This window comes from Streptomyces sp. NPDC088746 (assembly GCF_044751065.1).
Classification (GTDB): domain Bacteria; phylum Actinomycetota; class Actinomycetes; order Streptomycetales; family Streptomycetaceae; genus Streptomyces.
Window position 1 is genome coordinate 1,060,867 of sequence record NZ_JBIVLA010000001.1, and the last position, 20,762, is coordinate 1,081,628.

The following is a 20,762-nucleotide window of genomic DNA, read 5'->3' on the forward strand; positions in this document are numbered from 1 at the left end:
CCGGCAGCAATAGAGGTGTGGGCAGATACACCCATCTTGCCTGACGTCCGCACCCGGACGGAAACCCGTCCGGTTCCCGGTACGGGCCCGGCCCCTGCCGGACGGCCCGGCCGGAAGGCCCGGGGAGCACGAAGGGCCTGGTACGGAGGTCCGTACCAGGCCCTTCACCGGCGCATTCCCGCTGCGCCTGTGCTCAGTCACTCACCGCTGGTCTGCGGCTTCTTCCGGCGGAGCAGGAAGACCGCGCCGCCGCCGAGGACGACGAGGGCGATGGCGACACCCGCGATGACGGGGGTGGCGCTGGAACCGCCGGTCGCGGCGAGGTCACCCTCCGCAGCGGGCGTGCTCGCGGCGGGCGTGGGCTCGGAGCCGGTCTGGGTGGTGACGTCGTCACCCGGGGCGGGGGTGCCGGCGGTCTCGCAGTCCAGGACGCCCTTGAAGTTCTTGCTGAAGCCGCCGGGGCCGGTGATCGTGAAGTCGTAGGCCTCGTCCTCGCCGACCGGGACGGTCACCGTGCGGGTCTCACCGGCCGGGATGGTGTGCTCGGTGCCGGCGAGCTCGAAGGTGAACGCCTCGTCACCCGTGTTGCTCGCGGTGATGTCCACGCCGCCCTTGGCGCAGTTCTTCTCCGCGGTCACCGCGGGGACGGCGCCCTTCTCGGCCCAGGTGGCGGTGGCCGTCGCGGAGACGGTGGACTCGCTGGAGCCGGCGAGGATCATCGTCTGGCTCTTGATCAGTCCGGCGAAGACCCGGCCCACGGGCACGGAGGTCGAGGCCTGGACGGAGAACGAGGCGGAGCCGTCGGTGGCGTCCTCGGGGACGGAGAAGTAGAGGTCGGTGCCGTCGGCGGCCTCGGTGACGGGCTTGCCGGCCTTGTCGGTGACCTGGACCCCGCTGGCGGCGGCGTCGGCGGGCGGTGCGACCGAGACCTGACCGGCGTCGGTGTGCACGGTGATCGGACCCAGCTTCTCCCCGGCCTTGCCGGAGACCGCGGACGGAGACAGCCCCACGGACGCCTTGGGCTCCGCGACGTTCTGTGCGTTCGCCTCCAGCCAGTCGGCGAGCTTCTCGGCGTTCGCGTCCTTGGCCGTCACGTCGGCCTTGTCCGAGAAGCGCCAGATGGCGACCTGGGTGCCGGCGGCGGCGGTCTTCTCGTCGAGCGGGCCGGTACCGGCCTGCTCGGCGAGCGCCGCGAAGTCGTTGACCTGCGGGTAGGAGTGCTGCAGGATCCAGCGCACCTTGCCGGCGTCCTGGTTGGTGCCGAGCGAGGACTGGTCCCAGGGGGTCTCCAGGTACTTCGCTCCGTCCTTGGTGGGCGTGTGGAAGTCGATGCAGTACGTCTGGATCGTGCCGCCGCCGTCGACCTTCATCTCGAACAGGCCGGCGGGCAGCTCCTGGGGCTTCTTGCCCTCACCGGTGTTGAGCTCGGCGGTGCCGTAGGTCTTCAGACCGTCCAGTACGGCGACCGCACCACCCTGGTGCTGACCCGACTCGTCCGTCGGCGCGGCCGTGGCGGCCGTCGCCCCGACGATCGTTCCCGCAGCGACCAGCCCGGTGGCCAGCACCGCGGCGGCCGTCCTGACGAGACCGCGGCCGTGGCCCTTGCTCCGGCCCCCGGGGGAGCCCTCCGTCGACGACGAAGTGCGTGCTGAAGACACAGAAAACACAGAATTCCCCTCCGGGCGAGACCTTCACGCTTGAGGCGCGTGTGGGAGGTGTCTCGCCAGCAAACTCAAGTGCCGCATGAGTACTGGGGAATCGTAAGGAGCGAGCGAAGGGGAATCCCCCTTCATGCCATCACATAAGCATTCCGACTCGTAATCGTTATAGCCCTGTTCGGCGCGCCCCCTCCCCTTCAGGACACCGATGCCATTTCCGTGGCTGGTTTCTGACGATGCGTAGGCGCCGTCAGGGAGGAGTCGGCTCTGACGACGCGCCGGAACGCCGCCGTCCCCCTGGTCAGATCGTGTCCCACCGCCACGGCCTCGATGTCCACGGAGGTCTTCCACACCCCGTCCCGCTCCTCCTCGCGCACCTTCAGACGGCCGTGCACGACGAGCGGCTCTCCGACCGAGACCGAACCGGACAGATTCGCCGCGAGCGTCCGCCGCGCCCACACCGTGTAGAAGCTGGTGCGGCCGTCCGTCCAGGCCTGCTGCTCCCGGTCCCACCGCCGGGGCGTCACCGCCAGCCTGAATCGCGCCGTCGGCCCCGTGGCCGTCTCCCGGAAGTCCACCGCGGTCGCGGCGTTTCCCACCAGTGTCACCGACGTCTCGTTCATTTCCGGTCCCCCGATTCCTGCCGCATTCCGTCCGCTTCCCGGCCCGCAGTCCGCCCTGCACCGATGCGGTGCACGGACGTGCGGTCCGGTGCGGCTGTCCGACCCGCTGCGAACCATCCTGGACGGAAAGGGGGAATCCCGCCGACGCCTGTGGATTACCCGCCGGTTGTGGACAACTCCGTCACCGCCACATATCGCTCCCGCACCTCGCGGTAGCGGGCCAGTTCCGCCGCCACCGGGTCGAGGACCCTGACCCTGCCGCATCCGGCGGCGGCCTCGCGGAGCCGCCGTTCCGCCTCCTGCCCGTACCGGCGCGCGGGCCCCCGCGCCGCCGCCGCGCACGACCACTCGACGAGCGGCCCGCCGACCACTCCCGCCAGCATGAGCAGGGCCGGGGTGAGCAGGCCCGGTTCGAGCACGCCCACGATCTGGCCGAGCAGCCACAGTCCGCCGAAGATCTGGAGCAGCGTCATCGAGGCCTGCGCGAGCACCGCCGCGGGCCACCATGCCGGGCGGGGCGGCCTGGCGTGGCGGCCGCCCGGGGCCCCGGCGACGGGCGCGGTGGCCCTGCCCCCGGAACCGGAACCGGAACCCGCGGGACCGGAACCACGCTTGCCCTGCCCCGCCGCCGTCGTCGTCCCGCCCGCGCCCTGTGCGCCCTGGCCCCCGGGGGCGGACCCCGTGTCCGCGCCGCCCCCGCGGCCTCGGCCGCCGGCTCCCGCCTGCGCGTTGCGTGACAGCTCGTCCAGCGCCTCCGGCAGTCCCTTCGCGCCGTTCACCGCCGTCTCGCGCACGGCCTGCGCCCACGGCGTGGGCAGCCCGTCCACCGCGTCGTCCGCCAGCTTCCGTACCGCCTGCTCCACGCGCTGCCGGGCGGTGAGTTCCTCCTCCGGCGGTGCGAGGGCCTGCGCCATCAGGTCCAGGCCGCCGCCCAGCTGCCGGGTGGACTCGTACCAGCGCCACAGCCGCAGCCAGGGCGTCCCGCAGGCCCGCCCCGCGTTCCTCCGCCACTCGCGCTCCGCCGCCTGGCCTGCCGCCGCCGCGCCGACGGCTTCCGAGAGCCGGTCGGTGAACTCCTCCCGGGCCCGCTCGCCGAGCCCCGGCCGCCCCTCTGCGACGTACACCGGCCGGAGCCGCGCGGCGGCTGCGTCCACGTCGGCGGAGAGCCTGCGCGCCGCCGCCGTACGGGCCTGCACGAACCTGCCGAGCACCTCGCGCAGGTCTCCCACCCCGGCCCCGGTGAGCGCGGACAGGGACATGACGGTGACGCCCGGCTCCCCGTGCTCCCCCACCGCCATGCCGTCCTCGTCGAGCAGGCGGCGCAGGTCGTCCAGGACCAGGTCGGCGGCCTCGCCGGACAGCCGGTCGATCTGGTTGAGCACGACGAAGGAGATCTCGGCGTGCCCGGCGAGGGGCCGCAGATAGCGTTCGTGCAGGGCGGCGTCGGCGTACTTCTCCGGGTCGACGACCCAGATCACCGCGTCGACCAGGGCCAGCACCCGGTCCACCTGCTCGCGGTGGCCGGTCGCCGCCGAGTCGTGGTCGGGCAGATCGACCAGGACGAGCCCCTGCAACGCCTCGTCGGTGGCCGTGCCGCCCTGCACCGGCCTGCGACGGAGCCGGCCGGGGATGGCCAGCCGGTCGAGCAGCCCGGCGGCGCCGTCGGTCCAGCTGCAGGCGATCGGGGCCGAGGTCGTCGGCCGGCGCAGCCCCGTGTCGGAGATCTGGACGCCCGCGAGCGCATTGAAGAGCGTGGACTTACCGCTGCCGGTGGCCCCCGCGACGGCGACGACCGTGTGCCGGGAGGAGAGCCGCTGGCGCGCCGACGCCTCGTCGAGAACCCGGCCCGCCTCGGCGAGGGTGTCCCCGTCGAGCCGGGCGCGGGACAGCCCGACCAGTTCACGCAGTGCGTCCAGCCGTGGCCGCAGCGGGCTGCCGGGCAGTCCGTACGCCTCCACCTGGGGTCCCGGCTCGTCGTCCTCGGGAGTCCGCTCGGCCTCGGAACTCTCCTGCGCGGCCTCGGCGGCACGGCGCGCGATGAGCCCGTCGTCCCAGCGCCTGCCGTCGTCCCGCCCGGCGTCTTCCACGCCCTCGCGCTCCGGTCCCTGTCCGTGGTCGCGGTCCTGGTCAGTGACGGCAGTCATCGCTGCCACCTCTCCTTCTGCAGTACGGACAGCGCGGCGATGAGTTCGGCCTGCGGCTCGGGTGCGACGTCGAGCGCGTCCAGCGGGGCGAGCCGCCGGTCGCGCTCGCCGTGCATGACCTGGTCCAGGCAGTCGGTGAGCAGCGCCCCGCCCTTGTCGCGGAGGCGCAGCGCCCCCTGGGCGCCGATCCGTTCGGCGAGCTGCTCCCCGGCGCCCCTGGCGCGGCGGCCGCCGAGGAGGGCGGCGGCCAGCAGCGCGGCCACCGTCTCGGCGTCGGGCGCGGCGCTGCGTTCGAGCAGCCGCGCCTCCTCCTCGGCGAGCTCCTCCAGGACGCGCCGCCAGCGCCGTACGGCCATGGCGATCCGGCCCTGGATGTCCTCGGCGGGCCCCCACCCGCCGGCCTCCCTGCCGGCGTCCTCGAACCGGAAGATCCCGGCGGCGGGCTCCCGCTGCCAGACGTTGCGGATCTGCTCGTCGGAGGCCGCCACGGCGCACTGGAGCAGAGCGATCAGGCTCTCCACGAGTGCGTCCAGCAGCTCCCCCGCGGTGCTGTAGAGCGGATATCCGCGCCACCGGGTGCGGGCTCCCCCGGCGAGCACCGCGCCGTCGCGGAGCCTGCGTCGCACGCGCGAGAGCTCCTTCCCGTACGCCTCCTCGACCACGCCGGTCAGCCGTACGGCCGCGGCGTACTGCGCGGCGACGGCCCCGGCCAGCTCGGGCATCCGTACGTTGAGCGAGTCGATGACCCCGGACGCCGTACGCCCCACGGCCTGCTGACGGGCCGCCGGGTCCTGCGCCCGGTGCGTGAGCCAGGCGCGCAGGGGTGCGACGGCGGTGGTGGGCAGCAGTCCGCTGCCGCCGCCTGCGGACTCGGGGAGCTCCGGGATGGTGAAGCGGGGCACCTCGCCGAGGCCGGCCCGGGTGAGGAGGGCGGCGTACTGCCGGGACACCTCGGCGATCACCTGGTGCGGCACCCGGTCCAGGACGGTGACGAGGGAGGCGTCGTACTCCTTGGCGGTGCGCAGCAGATGCCACGGCACGGCGTCCGCGTACCGGGACGCGGTGGTCACCATGACCCAGATGTCGGCGGCGCAGATGAGTTCGGCGGCCAGGACCCGGTTCCGGACGACGAGGGAGTCGATGTCCGGGGCGTCCAGGAGCGCGAGCCCCCGGGGCAGGGTCGCCGCGGTCTCCACACGCAGCACGGTGTCGTCCCGGTCCCCGTCGGCCCCGAGGTGGTCGAGCCCGTCCGGGTCCGGGATCTGCCCCGGTGGCAGCCACACCCTGGTCAGCTGCGGCAGCACCCGCACCCCGGCGAACCAGTGGTGGTCGTCCGGGTGGCAGACGAGTACGGGCGTCCGCGTGGTCGGGCGCAGCACACCGGCCTCACTGACCCGGCATCCCACCAGCGAGTTCACGAGCGTGGACTTGCCGGCTCCGGTGGATCCGCCGATCACCGCGAGCAGGGGTGCCTCGGGATCCTTGAGACGGGGTACGAGGTAGTCGTCGAGCTGGGCGAGCAGTTCGGTCCGCGTCTGCCGGGCGCGCGGGGCCCCCGGCAGGGGAAGTGGAAGACGCACGGCAGCGACACGGTCGCGCAGGGCGGAAAGTGCGTCGATGAGCTGGGGCCGTACATCCATGGTTACCACATGTGAAGAATGCCCAATTTTGACGCCTTTTTGAAGCGTATAGGCCCCTCTGCGCGGCGGATCCATCCTGGGGACAGAGGGGACGAGTGGGGCGCAGGCATAACGAGTGCACAACACCCGGGGCGTGAGGCGTGAAAAGCGATGCACGAATCGCACCCACCTGCGATTATCGGTTCGCTTCACCGAACCTCCACATCGTGCCACGCAGGTGAAGCAACCGGGACGAGGTGATCTGAGCCCTATCCTTGTCCCCGCAAGGTCACGGATGGCTTGAACCAGCGCCCTCCGGGACACCCGGCCCCCGTAGCTCAGTGGATAGAGCAGGCGCCTTCTAAGCGCTTGGCCGCAGGTTCGAGTCCTGCCGGGGGCGCAAGTCTCCGCCCTCCCTTTGGGAGGGCATTTTTGCTGGTCAGAGCATGTTTCGCGAGGCACGGCGAAGCCCCGGACACTCCCCTGACGATCATGGGGAAGGTCCGGGGCCGTCCGGCTGTCACCGGGTTTTCGCGGGTGGCCCTGTCGAATACGTGTCGAAGTTTTCCGCGAGGTGCGTCAGCCCGCAGCTGGCGGCTCGGAGAGATCTCCCGCGGCCTCCAGGCGCCGTTTCAAGTCAGGCAGCTGCCCCTCGACGCACCGGGCGTAGGTGGCCAGCAATACCGGCACGCTGTTGCCGGCCCATTCAGCCACCTGGGCGGGCGGGATCCCATCATTGAGCCACTTCGTGAGGCGCGTGTGCCGGTTGTCGTACACCCGCCTCCCAGTGGGCGACTCGAACACGTGCGGAGGCAGGACGGCCTTCCGCGCACTGCGCCACGCCCGGCGGATGACCGAGCCGGCGAGAATGCCGCCCGTCTCCCCCTGGAACAGCAGATCACCGGGCTTGAGCTGCTCGTCCTCGACGTGCTGCCGCAGGATGCGCGTCAGGGCGGGGTGCCCCGGCACGGTGCGCGTCTCACCTTCGGCACGGCCCTTCAGGTCACGTTCCTCGTGGATCTCCCCGGTGTCGGTCCACTGCTTGCCGACCTCCGGGGTCGCCGTGTGGATCAGCAACTCACACCACTGGTCTCGGGTGTGGGGGTCAGGAAGCATCACGTCCTGCACTCGCATGGCTACGGCTTCCTCCGGCCGCAGAGCGCAGTAGTACAGCGTGGCGAAGAATGCATGCAGCCGCGTTCCCCCGCGTGGCCGGCGACGGATCCAGTCGAGGAGCGCCGCCGCCTGGTCCGCGTTCATCAGAGACCGCTTGTCCACGGCGTTGCTGGTCTTGGTGACGGTCGTCGCTTCCTTGCCCTTGGGGAGCGGGTTGGTCCGCAAGACGCGCCGCCGGATTGCGTGCTTCATGACGACGTTGAGAATCCGGCGGTTGCGCTTCCTGGACCAGGCCGCCGCCTGCTTGCCGTCGAGACGCGTGTCGACGGCTCGCAGGACCTCATCAACCCTCTCCGGCTCCTCCCAGACGGAGACCGGCAGGGAGTTGCGCTCCACCCACCTGAGGATGGTCACCACGTCTCGCGGGGCGTCCGCACGGCGTGTCGCATTGAACGCCCATTCGCGCAACGCGGTCCGGACGGCCACCGGGGCGATCTGGGTCGGCTGGGTACGCAGCAGTGCGATGGTTACCGCAGTGAGGGTCTTGGCGGTGTTCTTACGGCTGTTGCCGCCGAGCTCCGGCCACCGGGCATCCACGTACCCGACGGCGAACGCGTACCAGCTCATCGAAGCCGACTTGGAGCGGTGGGACACAGGCAGCCCGGTGGCGATGACGAAGGCCTCGCCCTTCCCCGTGGCCCGAATCAGTTCGGAGCGGAAGCCCTCAGCGAGTGCGACGGTGCCGAAGGGTTCACGCCAGCGCTTGCCCGCGACCTCCCAGCGCACGGTGTACGTGGTCTTCCGGGCCCCCTTGTACGTGAGGATCTTGTAGACCTTCACGTCGTACGTGGTCTCCATCAGGCGGCGTCCTCACGGTCGTCGAGCCAGTGGTCGAGATCGCTCCGCCGGATCCGGAGGTCGCCGTTCGGAAGCTTGATGCAGCGCGGTGCACGCCGCTTCGCTCGCCAGTCGTAGAAGGTCGAGCGCGAGACGCCCAGTTCCTCGCAGACCTCCGCGAGGGTCAGCATCTTGCGCGACCGGACAGCCGTGGTCATTCCGTGTTCCCTTCGCTCCGGAGGGCTTCGCGGGCGGTCTCGCGGTTGGTGTGCAGGTCGCGTGCGATGGTCGCGGCGAGGGCGGCCTCGCCCGGAGTGTGGCCGTGGCCGGCGTACTGCCAGTCGGTCAGGACGAGGACCGTGTCCGGTTCGCGGTCGTCGAGGCCGAGGACGGACGCCTCCTGGGCGGCGCGGAAGTCGGCGCGTTCCTGACGGAGAGCGCCGATGGTGGTCGAGTACGTGCGCGACTTGGACGAGAAGTGCCCGCGGAAGCCGAGCATGTGAGCCCAGGCCCAGAGCCGTCGGTCCGGGTACAGCGCGTCGAGGTCGCGGCACGCGGTGATGAGCCGCCGGGTGTGGTCGGGAACGCCGTGGCGGTCGAGTTCGGCGAGTTCGCCGATGCGGCGGTCCAGGGTGCCGGTGTTCTCGGCGGCCTTGGTGGCGTACTTGGCGACGTAGGAGGCGACGGCCTGTTCGGTGATGTCGGAGCCGTCCCCGAACGCCTTGACCGGGCGAACGTCGAGCTGTCGGCCCCATCGGAACGTCCGGGCGGGCCGGTCGTCGGCGGCCGGAACCGAGACAGACGTGTACGAGTGCGCGGCGGCGGCCCGGAGCGCGTCGGTGAGCACGTCGACCGTGGCCCAGGTGGGCGGCGCTGTGCCGGGTCCTTCGGGGCCGTCGACGCGTACGACGGCGTGGAAGTGCAGGGCGCCGCGCTTCTGGAACTCAGCCACCTTGCCGTACGAGACGCGCAGGTGGTCGGCGAGCTCCCGGCGGGCCAGGCCGCCGCGGGCGGCGAGTTCGCGGCGGAGCCGGGTGGTGAAGCGCTGCCAGAGCTGTCCGGCGTGGTTGTTGAACAGGACGGCGCCCGCGTAGTCGTAGGCGTCCGGGTCAAGGGCGGTGCCCAACTCCGGGGCATCTAGCGCGTGCCGGTCGCCGCAGCGGCAGGGGCCGCCGTAATCGGGCCGGTTGTGGACCGGGCCGAACGAGGGAGCCGTGAGCGTGGCGAAGACGCGCGGGTGATCGCGGACGGTGGCGGGGATGTCGCGGCGGTCGTCCCCGGCGAGGCCGGCGCGGATCAGGTGGTAGGTGTCACCCGCGTAGGTCCAGGCGCAGGAAGGGCAGCGGGAGGCCCGGCGGTTGCCGCAGGCGAGGCGGAGACGTCCGCCCGGCTCGTTCTCGGTGGAGTAGTGATGCAGCGTCTCGCCGGTGGTCTTGTCCTTGGTGAGCGTCCAGCCGGTCAGATGGATCGGGTCGGAGCAGCCGCCGGTACGGCGAATCTGGTCCTCCCAGCGGGCGTAGTCGGAGGCCGAGGCCACCCGGAGGATGTCTCCAAGGGTGATCGGGCCGAGCGATTGGGCGGGCGTGGGCGTCTTCAGTGCCGCGGATGAGGCCCTATGGGCCATGCTGAGTGTTCCTTCCGGTTGCGAGATCGATCGGTGGGGACGGCTCCCGGGCGGCGGATGCTTGGCGGTATCAGGGCCGCCCGGGGGCCGGTCAGCGTCGCTTGGCGTCAGAGGCGAGCAGGGAGCGCAGGACGACGGCGCACACGGCGACGGACGCGCCGGTGATGGCGACCGCCAGGAACAGCGAGAGCAGGACGGCGCCGAGGACCAGGACCACGGCCGTTCCGGCAGCGACGAGGGCGAGGGCGGTACCGGAGGTGAGCTGGACGACCGGGCGGGACGGGGCCGGGGCGACGGTCGCCGGAGGCGGGGCCGGGGTGCACGAGGTGATGGCGGTCGGCTCGGCGATCACGGGCCGTGAGACGAGCCCGGTCGGGGTGGGCATGGTGGGGATCTTCGGGCGGAGCATGGCGGAGCTCCCTACTTGATGGCGGTGTCGATGACGGGGGCGAACAGGCTGTCGGCGATGAGGTAGCCGCCGAGGAGCAGCACCAGGACCAGCCAGAGCGGCGGGCGGAAGAGCTTGCAGCCGAGGTAGCCGACGACGGCGAGAGCGAACCAGAGCGGGACCTGCATGGCGTTGTCTCCTAGCGGACGCGGCAGCGGTGGGTGCGGGCGGCGAGCTGCGCGGCGGTGCCGCTGGAGTAGTCGGCGGACCAGCCGCAGCGGTCGGCGGTGCAGACGGCGGCGTGCACGGTCCTGCCGTTGCGGTCGCGGTGAGTGCCGATCTGCACGGGGCCGATCCGCATGACGGAGTGGAAGTTGTCACGGGCGGGCATGTCAGTCGGTCTCCTCACGGGTTGCGGTCGGGTCGGGGAATCTGGCACGGATGCCGGCGGCGGTGGCCGGGTCGGTGGTGCGCCGGGCGGCTTCCTCGGCGAGCAGGTGGGCGAGGTAGGGCCGGTCGGCGGCGGTCATCTCGCGGGCGCCGTCGAGGTAGTCGGAGGCGGTCAGGTCGGCGGGGTCGGAGGTCATCTGTCGTCCTGTCTTCCGGGTCAGGTGAGCTGGGCGGCGATGGCGTCGGCGAGGTGCGGCGGGACGCCGAGGCGGGCGCGCAGGGTGTCCGTGTCGATCGGGGCACCGGTGCGGTCGCGGTAGTCGGCAGCGACCTTGCGGGCGTGGTCGACGAGGACGGCGGGAACCGCGGGGGCCGGGTCGGCGGGCGGAAGCGCCGGCGGTTCCGCCACCGGGGCCGGGGTGGGCGCCGGGTCCGGCACGGGTTCGGCTTCCGGCTCGGTGTCTGTGACGGAGTCGGTTTCCGGTGCGGGTGCCGGCTCATCCGGGGGCCGGTGGTCGGCGGAGTGGGCGAGGAGGGTGCCGCCGAGGAAGGCGAGGGCGGGCCATCCGGCGATGCCCAGGCGCAGCAGGGCGGGCGGGTCGGCCAGGTCAAGGAATCCGGCGGTGGCGACGTTGGCACCGAGGGAGGCGAACAAGGCAATGAGGAACCAGGACCAGGCCAGCCGGGACGGTCCGTCAGCGCGGAGGCGTCGCCAGGCGGCGACCAGGAGCAGATCCACGCTGACCGGGTAGGCCCAGGCCTTCCAGCCGTCCTGTCCGGCAGCGGCGGCCAAGTCGTGCAGGTGGGCGAAGGACAGGGCACCGGCAATCACGGCCTGGACCAAGACGGCGTCGACACGCAGGACGTGACGGGCGGCCATCAGGGCTCCTCCCCGGTCGGCGGCTCGGGAAGCGAGGCGGCCAGGGAGGGGCTGACGATGTCGACGAAGTCGAGGTCTGCGCCGCTGGTGTCGGCGTAGAGGGCGAGCTGGCCCAGGAGCAGGACGGTGCGGGCGAAGTCCTCGCAGTCGGGGCACATGACGCGGGTTCTCCCTTCATCAGGCATGGCGGGGGTAGGGACTCGGCGCGAGGGGCGGTCACGTCGGCCGAAGGGACGAGCGAGTCAGGCGGTGGCCGGAGAAGGCTTGACCGACAGCACGGGAGCGGCGGCGGGTCCGGCGAGGGCGGGTCGGAACGGCGCCAGTTCGGGCAGGGCCGGGGTCCGGTCGGCGTGCCGGTTGCAGAGGTTCACGGCTTGGCGGAGCGAGGTGTGCGGAGCCCGGATGCGGTGCCAGCCGCCGGAGGAGTCACCCGCAATGGCGATCCCCTGCATCTCGGCCGGGATCTGGATGGCGGCGAGGACGGCGTCCGGGGAGATGTCACCGAAGGCCATGTTGGCGCTGGTCTCGTCGTTGACGCGGTGGGCGGTGCGGCCGGTGAGCTGAGCACGGAGCATGGTGATGCCCTTGCCGAGTTCGGAGCCGAAGCGCTGTCCGCAGATCTCCAGGTAGATGCCGGCCGCGCGGCCGAGCTGGGCGAGGCGGACCAGGGCAGTGATGATGCGGTCGCGCCGCTTCTCCTCCTCCTTGCTGGCGAACAGGGCGAGTTCGGCGACCTCGTCGACCAGGACCACGATCGGGGTCGGACGCAGTTCGTCGGGCAGATCCCAGATGTCGGCGGCGATCTCCGCGTCCGGCACGTCGACCGTGATCCGCTGCTGGGCACGGATGAGCTGATAGACGTCTGCCATCCGAGTCACGAGCGCGTCGAGCAGTTCGGCGGCGGTGTCGGGGTTGTCGGCGAGGGCGGAGAAGCGGCGGGCCAGCGGGAACAGCTCGACCCCCTGTTTGCAGTCGATGCCGACGAGCGCGACGTCCATCGGGGCGAGTCCGACGACCAGGTTGCGTTGATAGACGGACTTGCCGGATTCCGTGGCTCCGAGGGTGAGGGCGTGAGGTATCGCCCGGTAGTCGCGGTAGTGCACCGAGCCGTCCTGCCGTAGGGCTACGGGAACCCGCATGGGCCGGGTCTCGGTCGTGGCTGGCATCTGCACCCGCTTGAGCACGTCGTAGCCGGTCATCCGCACCTCAACGACGCCGGATCGCAGCTCACACGAGGTGACGCCGTACATCGAGAACGAGTGGCGGAGCCGGTCCGAGGCGGCGGCGATGTCGAAGGCGTCCTGTCCGGGGCGCAGTTTGAGCCGTAAGACCAGGCTGGTGCGAGTCGGCCGCAGCCGCAGGATGCGCGGCGGCCGGGGCTCCGGCATAGGGCGGTTGGTGGCCCATGCCAGGGCGAGCCGCCATCTCGCGGGCGGTACGGTCAGCCCGCACGCGTCCATGACGGAGCCGTACCGGACCAGGACCCGCAGCGTGGCCAGGGCGACCCCGAAGGCCAGCCAGTACCAGGCGGGACGCCGCCACCGCAGGAGACCCGCGGCGGCGACGACCAGCACCAGAACGACCGTGAAGCCGGTCATGATCAGGCCGCCTTCGGCCCTGCGGCGGCGTTGACGTTGGCGAGCGAGGTGACCGCGATCGCACGGAACGCGATGCCGTGCCGCTTCTGACCGTTGAAGTCGTTCTCCCAGGGCCGGGCAAGCAGGCCGGTGAGCGCGACCGACGTGCCCATGGCCAGCTCACCGCTGATCCCGGGCTCCGGGACGGTGATGGACAGGATCTCCACCTCCTCGTTCACCGCGAACATCACGTCGACCGTCATCAGCTTCGAGCCGGACTCGATGTCCATGGCGATCTCGCCCGTACGGCGGTCCTTGACCTTGGGCTGCGGGGTCTTGGCGACCATCACGATCGCGGCGGAGGTGTCGACGGGAATCTGACGCATAGCGAAGTACTCCTCTATAGATGCTGAACTCCGCCACTCATGTACATGAGTGACATGGAGAAGAGTGCATCACTCCTGTACATGAGTCAACCCGCCGCGTAGAAGAACTCGCGACGGGCTGTGAGGAGTTGAGCGAGCGTCAGTCGTCGGCAGGGATGCGGTACTCGAAGACGAACTGGTCAGCCGCCATGAGCGTGTCGCACACCTCGACCACGAGACCCGCAGTCGTACGGGCTTCCCGGATCAGATGAATCACGGCGGCACCCGGGCTCAGCGCAAGCTCCGAGGCTTCTGCCTTCGAGGCCGGCCGCGCTTGCAGCGTCTCGACAAACTCCGCGAACTCGTGTCCGTGGTCTTCGAGCCGGGCGTAGATGCCACCACCACCGGGGTTCTCGGCGAACAGCTCCGGGATCTCCTTCACGACGTCCCACGGCAGGTAGGACGTGGCAGTCTCGACCGGAACGCCATTGCGGAAGTAGAGACGCCGGCGGGCCAGCACTTGCTCACCGGCAGGGACACCCAGCCGCTGGGCGGCGTCCTCGGGAGCCTCCATGGGCCCGATATAGAGGACGCTCACCTTTGCGGTGGCGCCAGACTGCGCGGACTCGGCAAGGTAGGCCGCCTGTCCTCCCTGCCGGAGCGAGCGCCGGAAGCGGTCGGAGGAGCGGTGCCGCACAGGAGGCCGGTTCTTCACGATCGAGCCCTTGCCATGCCGGGTCTCGACGAGTCCACTCGCCCGCACCTCGGCCATCGCCTTACGGATCGTCCCGCCCGACACGCCGTAGCGATCCACCAGCTCGGATTCGCTCGGCACCATGCCACCAGGCTTCAGAACCCCCGCCCGGATCTGCTGCACGATCTCTTCTGCGATCTGCACGTACCGAGGCCCGGCCGTGCCCCCTCCAGCAGCAGTTCCCATAGTCCTTCTCTGCCTCCTAAGCTCCTCTACATGAGTCAACCACAGGAAGCGACACCGCCTCCCCTGCACTCCGTGTCCGTAGCGGGAGTGGTGGTGCGCGAGGACGGCCGCCTCCTGGCGATCCGCCGAGCTGACAACGGCACCTGGGAGCTCCCCGGCGGCATCCTCGAACTCGACGAGACCCCAGAGGCCGGCGTCACCCGCGAGGTCCTGGAGGAGACAGGCATCCACGTCGAGGTGGACGAACTCACCGGCGTCTACAAGAACATGACCCGCGGAGTCGTCGCCCTAGTCTTCCGCTGCAAGCCCTCAGGCGGCACGGAACGCACCTCCAGCGAGTCCACCGCGGTCTCATGGCTCACACCCGACGAGGTCACCGAGCGCATGTCCGAAGCCTTCGCCATCAGGTTCCTGGACGCCTTGGACGGCAACGGCCCGCATGTACGGAGCCACGACGGCAAGCACCTCATCCCAGCGGGATAAGACTTTCTCTCCATCATCAAGGCCCGCGCAAGCGCGGGCGCGCGCCGCCTCTGCGGCGCGGCCTGCCTCCTGTCTGCGCCCCGGCTGGCCGCGCCCCGGCGGCGCGCTACGTGTATGCGGGCAGAAACGAGGAAGTTGCCCTCGGGCCAAAGCGATGCCTCCGGCGGGGGATCGGCCAGCACCGGGATGGAGGGGGCGCCGTTCCCGACTGCGGGCCCGAAGTGGCGTGCGCGGGGAGCTCCCATCCCGTCCACCGTCGACCCAGGCGAAGCCGAGCAGACGCGGCCCATGGCGTCCAGGTCGTTCGTACAGTGGCGCGCTCCACCTGGACGCCATAAACCACGCCCGCTCCACGGTGTGTGGGTTGACGGCGGACGGGATGGGAGCTGAGGAAGGTGGTGGGTTGCGGGAGTCTATGTCGTGATCGTTTAGATTCCCGATTTGCCTCAAATCCCCTTCGTGGGCTACAACTTGAATGCTTGTAGCTCAGTGGATAGAGCAGCCCTTTCGCGAAGGGCAGGTCGCGGGTTCGAGTCCCGCCAGGCCCACAGGAGGCGGGGATCACACGTACCCCGCCTCCGTCAACGTCTAGGGAAGGGGTGTCGCTCATGCGCTGCCCCTCTTGTGCCGCTACAACATGTGTCGTTGTTGCCGAAGTGAGTGATCACGGATCGACGATCAGGCGTCGCCGCAGGTGCTCCGCGTGTGACTTGCTGTTCACCACTTTGGAGTGCGCAAACCTGGTCACGGTCCCGCAGTACAGAGTGCGTGTCCCGTTTTCCCGTTGGTCTGTGATCACGAAGGTGCGCACCGCAGCGCAACGGCAATGCCAGGTGATCGACTCAATCGCCCACCGCGAGCGAACCAGAGGCCAATCACTAGGCGTCTCGCTTCACCATCACCTCGCACAGAGCCAGACCCCGGAATCCAGCGAGCTAGGCGCAACGTCGCCTTCTCGCTGGCGTCTGCTTCGGGCCGGGGCTGAGCCAGCGTTCTGCCAATCTTCGTTCGGACTGTGCGTGTGAGGAGTGCGATGCGCGGCCGGCCCCATGGCGCATCTACGCCCACGTGTGGTCACTCGTTCGCGATCTCTCTATTAACATCCTCAGTGGAGCCTTCATCAGTCTGGTAGGCGCAGCGGCCCAGCGAATCCGACGTCGGCGCGCGGAGACTGATCCCAGGGCCGTGTCCGACGAAACCGAATGACACCGGCGTCGATTGGGCGTCGTTCTGTCAGGCAAAACGTCAAGAAGCTCGTTGATGTCTGACACCAGCGGCTGACACCAACAGGCACGGACAACCGCGATCGGTGCCGAACGTCGACGACCGATCAGCCGAGGATTCCAGCCGGTCGACCTACGTCGATGGCCCCCCGTGATCGACCTGATAAGGATCAGACCATACTTCCAGGACCTGGCCTACACGGGCGCCAGCCACACCGTCGGCTGGCGCCCGTTACCTTGACTCGGTCATTTAGACTCCAAAGCCCGCCCGCCCAGCCACAGGGGCGATCAGACTGGCCCATCGGCTCTATCTAGATCGCGCAAGAGCTCCGCCGAGTCTGCTACAGCCTTACGCGTCCGGTCCTTGGCTGCCGCAAGTCGCCTCTTCCGGAACCACCGGGACCGCTGAGGATGCCACAGAGCTTGGTAGATCATCTCGGCGGCCTCGTTCAGGCCTTGCAGATGATGGGATTCCAGCCACCCACCCCCCTCGTCGGGGCCGCCGTGCCGCTCGTAGTTACGACGACTCTGCCTGTAGAAGGCAGACCTCGTAGTTACGTACCAATTCGATAGGTCACGAGACACCCCGGCGATCATGGAGGCTGATTCGAATGCGTGCAGGGCCCTCCGGAGCCGAGGCCAGGCCTCGGGGTCTTCTGCACGCCAAACAAGCTCATCCAGTTCCGTCATAGCGCTCCGAACGTCAGCACGAGCTTTACGGCGTTCGGGGCTCGCACTCACGTATTGGCCTACAACGCCACCAACGCTGCCCGCACCAAGGAGTTGCAGCCATCCAGCAAGATCAGCCATCAGGCGACGGTAACAGAGCAATGAGTGCAGTCGCACGGAGTCGGAGTCGGGGTCGGAGCCGCCAAGGCTACATGCATCTCAACCGATATTTCCGGGCCCTTTAAGTCTCTTGGTGACTTCATTGATTCTCTGAGTGCACTCCATCAAAACATCAATGGAGGGAGTGTTGTGCCCATGGGTCACCCTATTTCGCACTTGGCGCAGGAGGTCGATCTCTCCAATGGTAGCGTCATCGAATCCCGCCAAATTGCGCAGCAGTCGCCCAGTCGGGATCATGCGATCATTCGGATCACCGCCATTAGCGAGGTTGATTTCCCTCAGGACCTTTTCGAGCTCCACCCAACTTGACAGGAAATGCCCAATTTCGCGGTGTCGCACGGCTTCCTCTGGGCTTCCTCCACCCTTGCGCGTATGCACTTCCCCACGCAGAGAATCATAATCTGCATACCGGGATGGATCTTCCGAAAGGAGGGAATCGATAACCTGCTCAGCTAGTGGCCGCATCTCCAGATTTTCATGCAGCGAATTCAGGTAGGGCGACAAGCCCTGAGGCGTCTGCTTCCCGGTTTTTACCAACATGGCGAAGAGGTCGTCTACGCGCCCAAGGCCAGATTCACCCACAGGCTGATCAATTAGGTGATTCACGCGGCTGAGTAGGTGCGCAGCCAACTCATAATGGTTCAGGAACTTCCGCTCTTCGCCTGCTACTCGATTTTCGCCTGCCTCCTGTAGCATTCTAAGTGAAATTTCACCAGCCATCACTAGGCCGTTAAGCTGATCCAGGATGGAGTGCTCCCGTTCGGACAGGTCACCTCCGAGTTGCTTATAGTCCAAGTCATGCTCAACTTCTGACCATGCATGCATCAGAACGGAAGCTACCTGGATTTCGATGCGCGCCTTCGCGTATCTTTTGTCAGCGTCGCTCAAGCCGTGCTCTTTGAGCTGAACGCGGTAGTGCGCTGCCGAGTAGCCGGAAAATATTTTGTTGGACTTCCGCGCTTCAAGGTCTGGGAAGACCTTCTTCTTCTCTAGTTGAGAGAATAGCCGCAAGATCGCCTTCTCTACCTGATCCTGCTCCCCAGGAAAATAGAGCGCAACGCGCACCCCCGCCAAATCGGCGATATCGTCATAAATGTCATCTACTTTCCCGTATTTCTTATCATCAAACCTTCCGCGACATTTATCCTCCAGCCGAGAGGCGTCTTTAGCGCGATAGGTAACAATGGAGCGGACTCCAGAAGCCCTCAGATCCGCCTCCAACATCTGCGAGGCCAGGCGAGCCGCCTGGTTATAGAAGTCGTATTCCTTGGTGTAGCGTTCGATGAATTCACCAATCAAATCCACAGCGACCACCCGGCGTGTCTACAGACGATAGGCATGTTGTACATACAGCATGCCTCAAAACATGTGGACCAGTGCTACAAATCGTGGAACCCACCGGGGTGGACTTACCGTCGACGACTCCGCCGGTGGGAGAGCCCCAAGGAAGGTTCTTCATCAGCCGCGACCCGATCCAATGCGCGAGGGCGGCAACCGAGAAGCTGACGATGACGGCGGCCGTATGCGCATGACGCGACGTCAGTTGCTCCGCCGGTTCACGAGCCAGCCCGAGAAGAAGAACCCTGTTGTGGTTGCCAGGAGGCGCCAGCCTTGTCCTTGGTCCACCGCACCTTTGGCGCGGAGTGGCTTGTCGCCAGTTGGTTGTATCGGGGACGCGGGCGGTGCACAGATCGAGGCGGCCCCAGAGACCACGCTCGGCTCCGTGGTCGCGCGGTACAGCGGCGAAGTACGGCAGCCCCAGCAACCGGCATCACTCCGCACCGGCTCTCGGGCAACCTGTATGACCTACCCTGGCCGATCCCTACAGAGCTACGGATCAGAAGGTTCTGACATCCACGGCTGACATCAACGACGACGGACGGTGGCGTACACCAACAATCCTGTTCGGCCGTCGCTCCAGTCGACCACGACATTCGGAGCGGTCTCGGATCGAACTACTAATGCGGTGCTCACCCGGTGTTGCCGTCAGGGACAGTGACGGCAGCGCTGGCGGACGGCAGCGGCACTCGGTGGCCCGGAGCGGTGCCGACATAGGACGATTGGGCCGGCTCACCGATGTCTGCCGCATCCTCTATTAGCCCCTGATCGCTCAAGCTGATCCAGCGATGAGTACGCGTGGCCGACGAGCCTTGACGTGCCGGCCGCAGACGAGGGGCGGCAGAGTTGGGCGGCACCCTCAGCCCCGCCCGTCGGGGACATCGTCGTGCGGCATCCGGCGCCCCCTTTCGATCTTCGCCAAAGTGTTACGTGCCGGGTCAACTTAGAAACGCCACCGTGGGAATGAGTGCACCGCCGATCCGAGCGAAGCCCATTCGAGTTGCAATCTCCCCTTCTGGTCGCGGCGTGCGAACCACACGATCTCACGGTGACTCAAGACATCTAGAATCTCCTCGTCCGATAGAATTTCTTCCCAATCGCCAGCTGTTCGCGCAACGAAAATAGAAGCGTCTTCGTCACCCGCAAGATGCGCTGAGGTTTCATTAAGTTGTGCGTTGTACCGTATCCAGTGAGTATCAAATGCGATCGCACATGTCATGGGCGTCTCCAGGAATGCCGTCGCTGCGTCAAACCATCCTTGAGGTTTGACTCTACTGAGTTCGTCGACAACTCTACGGACTCGGTGCGTCATTTTCTTTCCAGGGCGGTCCGCACGAGGACCGTCGCCGCGCAGGTAGGCGTGGTAGTCGTCGAATCTCGCTTGTCCGCCTGAAATAAAGGCGATCCCGTTTTCTTTCTCGGCAGCCTTAACGCGCAAAGCGACATCGGTGCCCTCAAGGAACATGGCCAGCATCTCAATTTCGTCGTGAACGCGAATGCGTGGGTGCTTCGACCATTTGTCGCGAAATCTGAGGTAGGCGATGAACTCTGGGCCGTTCCTGAGAGTGTCTACCACGAGGGCCAGGTCGGCCACCGCGACGATCCAAGGCGAAGCGTCCTCCGGCAAAATGCCAAGCTGGTGAAGCATTGCGAGGTTGCTTCCAGCTTCTCCGAGCCCGTCAAGTGTGGGAATTACATAGTGTACGTTCTCAATGTTGGTGAGAGTCGGTGAGATAAGAGGTCCAGACCGGCCTGACGTTGTTCGAACAATCTGATACTTATGGGCCGAGCTGCCGAATATGGCCTCTCGGTCCCGCTGTAGTTGACTCCACGCTTCACTGATCAGATTTTCGAACTGAGATTTCAGCCTCCTGACGTCACCACGTAGACTGGCAAGTTTCAGTGGCGCCCCTTTTCCCTCGACAAGGATGGCGGTGCTACCCGTGGTCACGAGGCCATCCATTTCGAACTCAGAGCCAGTATCTGTCTCCCGTACGAAGACTCCTGAAGCTTTTGAGGCGGTAGGAAGGTGTTTACTCAAAAGGTGCACTGCATAGTCGTCAACTACCTGTGCTCTCTTTGCTGACCAATCAGCAGGGAAAGTCCTCGAGAGCAGGGATTCCATGGTCGCTACTGAGTCGACATCCAAAGCGTTGGGATTGGCTAGTAGGACGCGCGAAGTAGACTTCTTGGAAGCTGTTTCCTCCGGTGGCCAAATAAGAAACGGGCGAGTCCGAATTGGGTTGTCTGCCAGTGGGCCGAGGGGTTTGTCCCAGTCTCCTACAGTCGAGCCCAGATGTTGCACGATCGCAGTTGCCCGCTTGTTGTATTTGCCGGCATCGTCCGACAGGTACTCATCCAGATCTGAGATCGGGACACTCAGAACCGCCGGGACCACCAGCAGTAGAGACTCGTAGTAGTGGTAGCGCCACTCGCTCGTTGCGCTGGCCACGTCCACGGGTCGGCCGCCCGTTGCATTGCTGGCGAAGTCCCAGCATGCGATGTTCGCGTCTCTTAGTCCGCCGCGCCACCGTTGATGTATGTAGTCCGCTACTTTCTCAAGGTCAGCGTATCGGAAGCCCAACTTGTCTACGAAGCGCCTGCCGTAAGCGCTGGCCAACTCATTGGCAGTGGCGCGTGCAAACTGAGGTGCCGAGGCACCTCGTACTGCGAGCCATCTTTGTATGGTGATTGCGCGCAACGTGTCG

At 67.7% G+C, this 20,762-nt stretch carries 20 protein-coding genes and 2 tRNA genes; 4 read left to right on the top strand and 18 right to left on the bottom strand.

All coding sequences use genetic code 11. From position 1 onward, the window contains the following. Window positions 1-197: 197 nt before the first annotated feature. The 4 genes from ACIP63_RS05020 to ACIP63_RS05035 form a co-directional block, all read right to left on the bottom strand. A complete protein-coding gene (locus ACIP63_RS05020; RefSeq protein ID WP_401511524.1) occupies window positions 198-1,667 on the bottom strand; it encodes a Cys-Gln thioester bond-forming surface protein in 1,470 nt (489 codons plus the stop codon). A 188-nt stretch (window positions 1,668-1,855) separates the two neighbouring features. After that, window positions 1,856-2,281, bottom strand: coding sequence for a single-stranded DNA-binding protein (locus ACIP63_RS05025; protein ID WP_401511526.1), 426 nt, complete (start codon window positions 2,279-2,281; stop codon window positions 1,856-1,858). Window positions 2,282-2,436: 155 nt separating this feature from the next. Further along, window positions 2,437-4,425 (bottom strand): GTPase, encoded by a 1,989-nt coding sequence (locus ACIP63_RS05030; protein WP_401511528.1) that lies wholly within the window; start codon window positions 4,423-4,425, stop codon window positions 2,437-2,439. Then, window positions 4,422-6,065: a dynamin family protein gene (locus ACIP63_RS05035; RefSeq protein ID WP_401511530.1), complete on the bottom strand. Its 1,644-nt coding sequence runs from the start codon at window positions 6,063-6,065 to the stop codon at window positions 4,422-4,424. The genes ACIP63_RS05030 and ACIP63_RS05035 overlap by 4 nt, the downstream gene beginning before the upstream one ends. 306 nt (window positions 6,066-6,371) lie before the next feature. Between ACIP63_RS05035 and ACIP63_RS05040 the strand changes: the two genes are divergently transcribed. After that, window positions 6,372-6,444, top strand: a tRNA-Arg gene (locus ACIP63_RS05040). Window positions 6,445-6,623: 179 nt separating this feature from the next. Here the strand turns inward: ACIP63_RS05040 and ACIP63_RS05045 are convergent. From ACIP63_RS05045 to ACIP63_RS05100, 12 genes are all read right to left on the bottom strand, one after another. Further along, window positions 6,624-8,018 (bottom strand): tyrosine-type recombinase/integrase, encoded by a 1,395-nt coding sequence (locus ACIP63_RS05045; RefSeq protein WP_401511532.1) that lies wholly within the window; start codon window positions 8,016-8,018, stop codon window positions 6,624-6,626. Further along, entirely contained in the window at window positions 8,018-8,215 is a 198-nt protein-coding gene (locus ACIP63_RS05050; protein WP_401511534.1) for a helix-turn-helix transcriptional regulator, read from the bottom strand. The genes ACIP63_RS05045 and ACIP63_RS05050 overlap by 1 nt, the downstream gene beginning before the upstream one ends. Continuing rightward, window positions 8,212-9,621, bottom strand: coding sequence for a replication initiator protein RepSA (gene repSA, locus ACIP63_RS05055; protein WP_401511536.1), 1,410 nt, complete (start codon window positions 9,619-9,621; stop codon window positions 8,212-8,214). The genes ACIP63_RS05050 and repSA overlap by 4 nt, the downstream gene beginning before the upstream one ends. A gap of 91 nt (window positions 9,622-9,712) precedes the next feature. Next, window positions 9,713-10,030 carry a SpdD-like protein gene (locus ACIP63_RS05060; protein WP_401511538.1) on the bottom strand — a complete coding sequence of 106 codons (318 nt, stop codon included), beginning with the start codon at window positions 10,028-10,030 and terminating at the stop codon, window positions 9,713-9,715. A gap of 11 nt (window positions 10,031-10,041) precedes the next feature. Then, entirely contained in the window at window positions 10,042-10,197 is a 156-nt protein-coding gene (locus tag ACIP63_RS05065) for a hypothetical protein (RefSeq protein WP_401511540.1), read from the bottom strand. 11 nt (window positions 10,198-10,208) lie between these two features. After that, complete coding sequence (locus tag ACIP63_RS05070; RefSeq protein WP_266717818.1) at window positions 10,209-10,400, bottom strand: mobile element transfer protein; 192 nt, start codon at window positions 10,398-10,400, stop codon at window positions 10,209-10,211. Window position 10,401: 1 nt separating this feature from the next. Beyond that, window positions 10,402-10,596, bottom strand: a complete 195-nt coding sequence (locus ACIP63_RS05075) for a hypothetical protein (protein WP_401511542.1) — start codon at window positions 10,594-10,596, stop codon at window positions 10,402-10,404. A gap of 20 nt (window positions 10,597-10,616) precedes the next feature. Continuing rightward, on the bottom strand, window positions 10,617-11,279 hold the full coding sequence (locus tag ACIP63_RS05080) for a DUF2637 domain-containing protein (protein WP_401511544.1): 663 nt from the start codon (window positions 11,277-11,279) through the stop codon (window positions 10,617-10,619). Beyond that, on the bottom strand, window positions 11,279-11,437 hold the full coding sequence (locus tag ACIP63_RS05085; RefSeq protein WP_401511546.1) for a hypothetical protein: 159 nt from the start codon (window positions 11,435-11,437) through the stop codon (window positions 11,279-11,281). Before ACIP63_RS05085 ends, ACIP63_RS05080 begins: the two co-directional genes overlap by 1 nt. Before the next feature lie 84 nt (window positions 11,438-11,521). Further along, window positions 11,522-12,877 (bottom strand): FtsK/SpoIIIE domain-containing protein, encoded by a 1,356-nt coding sequence (locus ACIP63_RS05090; protein ID WP_401511548.1) that lies wholly within the window; start codon window positions 12,875-12,877, stop codon window positions 11,522-11,524. Between the two features lie 2 nt (window positions 12,878-12,879). Continuing rightward, window positions 12,880-13,242 carry a hypothetical protein gene (locus ACIP63_RS05095; protein WP_401511550.1) on the bottom strand — a complete coding sequence of 121 codons (363 nt, stop codon included), beginning with the start codon at window positions 13,240-13,242 and terminating at the stop codon, window positions 12,880-12,882. A 139-nt stretch (window positions 13,243-13,381) separates the two neighbouring features. Continuing rightward, window positions 13,382-14,161: a GntR family transcriptional regulator gene (locus tag ACIP63_RS05100; RefSeq protein WP_401511552.1), complete on the bottom strand. Its 780-nt coding sequence runs from the start codon at window positions 14,159-14,161 to the stop codon at window positions 13,382-13,384. 30 nt (window positions 14,162-14,191) lie between these two features. Between ACIP63_RS05100 and ACIP63_RS05105 the strand changes: the two genes are divergently transcribed. The 3 genes from ACIP63_RS05105 to ACIP63_RS05115 all read left to right on the top strand — a co-directional run bounded on the left by ACIP63_RS05105 (window position 14,192) and on the right by ACIP63_RS05115 (window position 15,669). Beyond that, window positions 14,192-14,644: an NUDIX hydrolase gene (locus tag ACIP63_RS05105; protein WP_266717831.1), complete on the top strand. Its 453-nt coding sequence runs from the start codon at window positions 14,192-14,194 to the stop codon at window positions 14,642-14,644. Between the two features lie 477 nt (window positions 14,645-15,121). After that, a tRNA-Ala gene (locus tag ACIP63_RS05110) sits at window positions 15,122-15,192 on the top strand. Window positions 15,193-15,252: 60 nt separating this feature from the next. Further along, window positions 15,253-15,669 (top strand): hypothetical protein, encoded by a 417-nt coding sequence (locus ACIP63_RS05115; protein ID WP_401511554.1) that lies wholly within the window; start codon window positions 15,253-15,255, stop codon window positions 15,667-15,669. A gap of 1,086 nt (window positions 15,670-16,755) precedes the next feature. Here the strand turns inward: ACIP63_RS05115 and ACIP63_RS05120 are convergent. Together ACIP63_RS05120 and ACIP63_RS05125 are read right to left on the bottom strand one after the other, a co-directional pair. Further along, window positions 16,756-18,030, bottom strand: coding sequence for a hypothetical protein (locus ACIP63_RS05120; protein WP_401511556.1), 1,275 nt, complete (start codon window positions 18,028-18,030; stop codon window positions 16,756-16,758). 967 nt (window positions 18,031-18,997) lie between these two features. Then, on the bottom strand, window positions 18,998-20,512 hold the full coding sequence (locus tag ACIP63_RS05125; RefSeq protein ID WP_401511558.1) for a hypothetical protein: 1,515 nt from the start codon (window positions 20,510-20,512) through the stop codon (window positions 18,998-19,000). Window positions 20,513-20,762: the final 250 nt, after the last annotated feature.

Coding starts and splice junctions, on each gene's coding strand:
- ACIP63_RS05050 (WP_401511534.1), bottom strand. CDS start 8,215: ATGACCACGGCTGTCCGGTCGCGCAAGATGCTGACCCTCGCGGAGGTC.
- ACIP63_RS05100 (WP_401511552.1), bottom strand. CDS start 14,161: ATGGGAACTGCTGCTGGAGGGGGCACGGCCGGGCCTCGGTACGTGCAG.
- ACIP63_RS05065 (WP_401511540.1), bottom strand. CDS start 10,197: ATGCAGGTCCCGCTCTGGTTCGCTCTCGCCGTCGTCGGCTACCTCGGC.
- ACIP63_RS05030 (WP_401511528.1), bottom strand. CDS start 4,425: ATGACTGCCGTCACTGACCAGGACCGCGACCACGGACAGGGACCGGAG.
- ACIP63_RS05075 (WP_401511542.1), bottom strand. CDS start 10,596: ATGACCTCCGACCCCGCCGACCTGACCGCCTCCGACTACCTCGACGGC.
- ACIP63_RS05085 (WP_401511546.1), bottom strand. CDS start 11,437: ATGTGCCCCGACTGCGAGGACTTCGCCCGCACCGTCCTGCTCCTGGGC.
- ACIP63_RS05105 (WP_266717831.1), top strand. CDS start 14,192: ATGAGTCAACCACAGGAAGCGACACCGCCTCCCCTGCACTCCGTGTCC.
- ACIP63_RS05035 (WP_401511530.1), bottom strand. CDS start 6,065: ATGGATGTACGGCCCCAGCTCATCGACGCACTTTCCGCCCTGCGCGAC.
- repSA (WP_401511536.1), bottom strand. CDS start 9,621: ATGGCCCATAGGGCCTCATCCGCGGCACTGAAGACGCCCACGCCCGCC.
- ACIP63_RS05090 (WP_401511548.1), bottom strand. CDS start 12,877: ATGACCGGCTTCACGGTCGTTCTGGTGCTGGTCGTCGCCGCCGCGGGT.
- ACIP63_RS05115 (WP_401511554.1), top strand. CDS start 15,253: ATGCGCTGCCCCTCTTGTGCCGCTACAACATGTGTCGTTGTTGCCGAA.
- ACIP63_RS05045 (WP_401511532.1), bottom strand. CDS start 8,018: ATGGAGACCACGTACGACGTGAAGGTCTACAAGATCCTCACGTACAAG.
- ACIP63_RS05070 (WP_266717818.1), bottom strand. CDS start 10,400: ATGCCCGCCCGTGACAACTTCCACTCCGTCATGCGGATCGGCCCCGTG.
- ACIP63_RS05025 (WP_401511526.1), bottom strand. CDS start 2,281: ATGAACGAGACGTCGGTGACACTGGTGGGAAACGCCGCGACCGCGGTG.
- ACIP63_RS05080 (WP_401511544.1), bottom strand. CDS start 11,279: ATGGCCGCCCGTCACGTCCTGCGTGTCGACGCCGTCTTGGTCCAGGCC.
- ACIP63_RS05095 (WP_401511550.1), bottom strand. CDS start 13,242: ATGCGTCAGATTCCCGTCGACACCTCCGCCGCGATCGTGATGGTCGCC.
- ACIP63_RS05060 (WP_401511538.1), bottom strand. CDS start 10,030: ATGCTCCGCCCGAAGATCCCCACCATGCCCACCCCGACCGGGCTCGTC.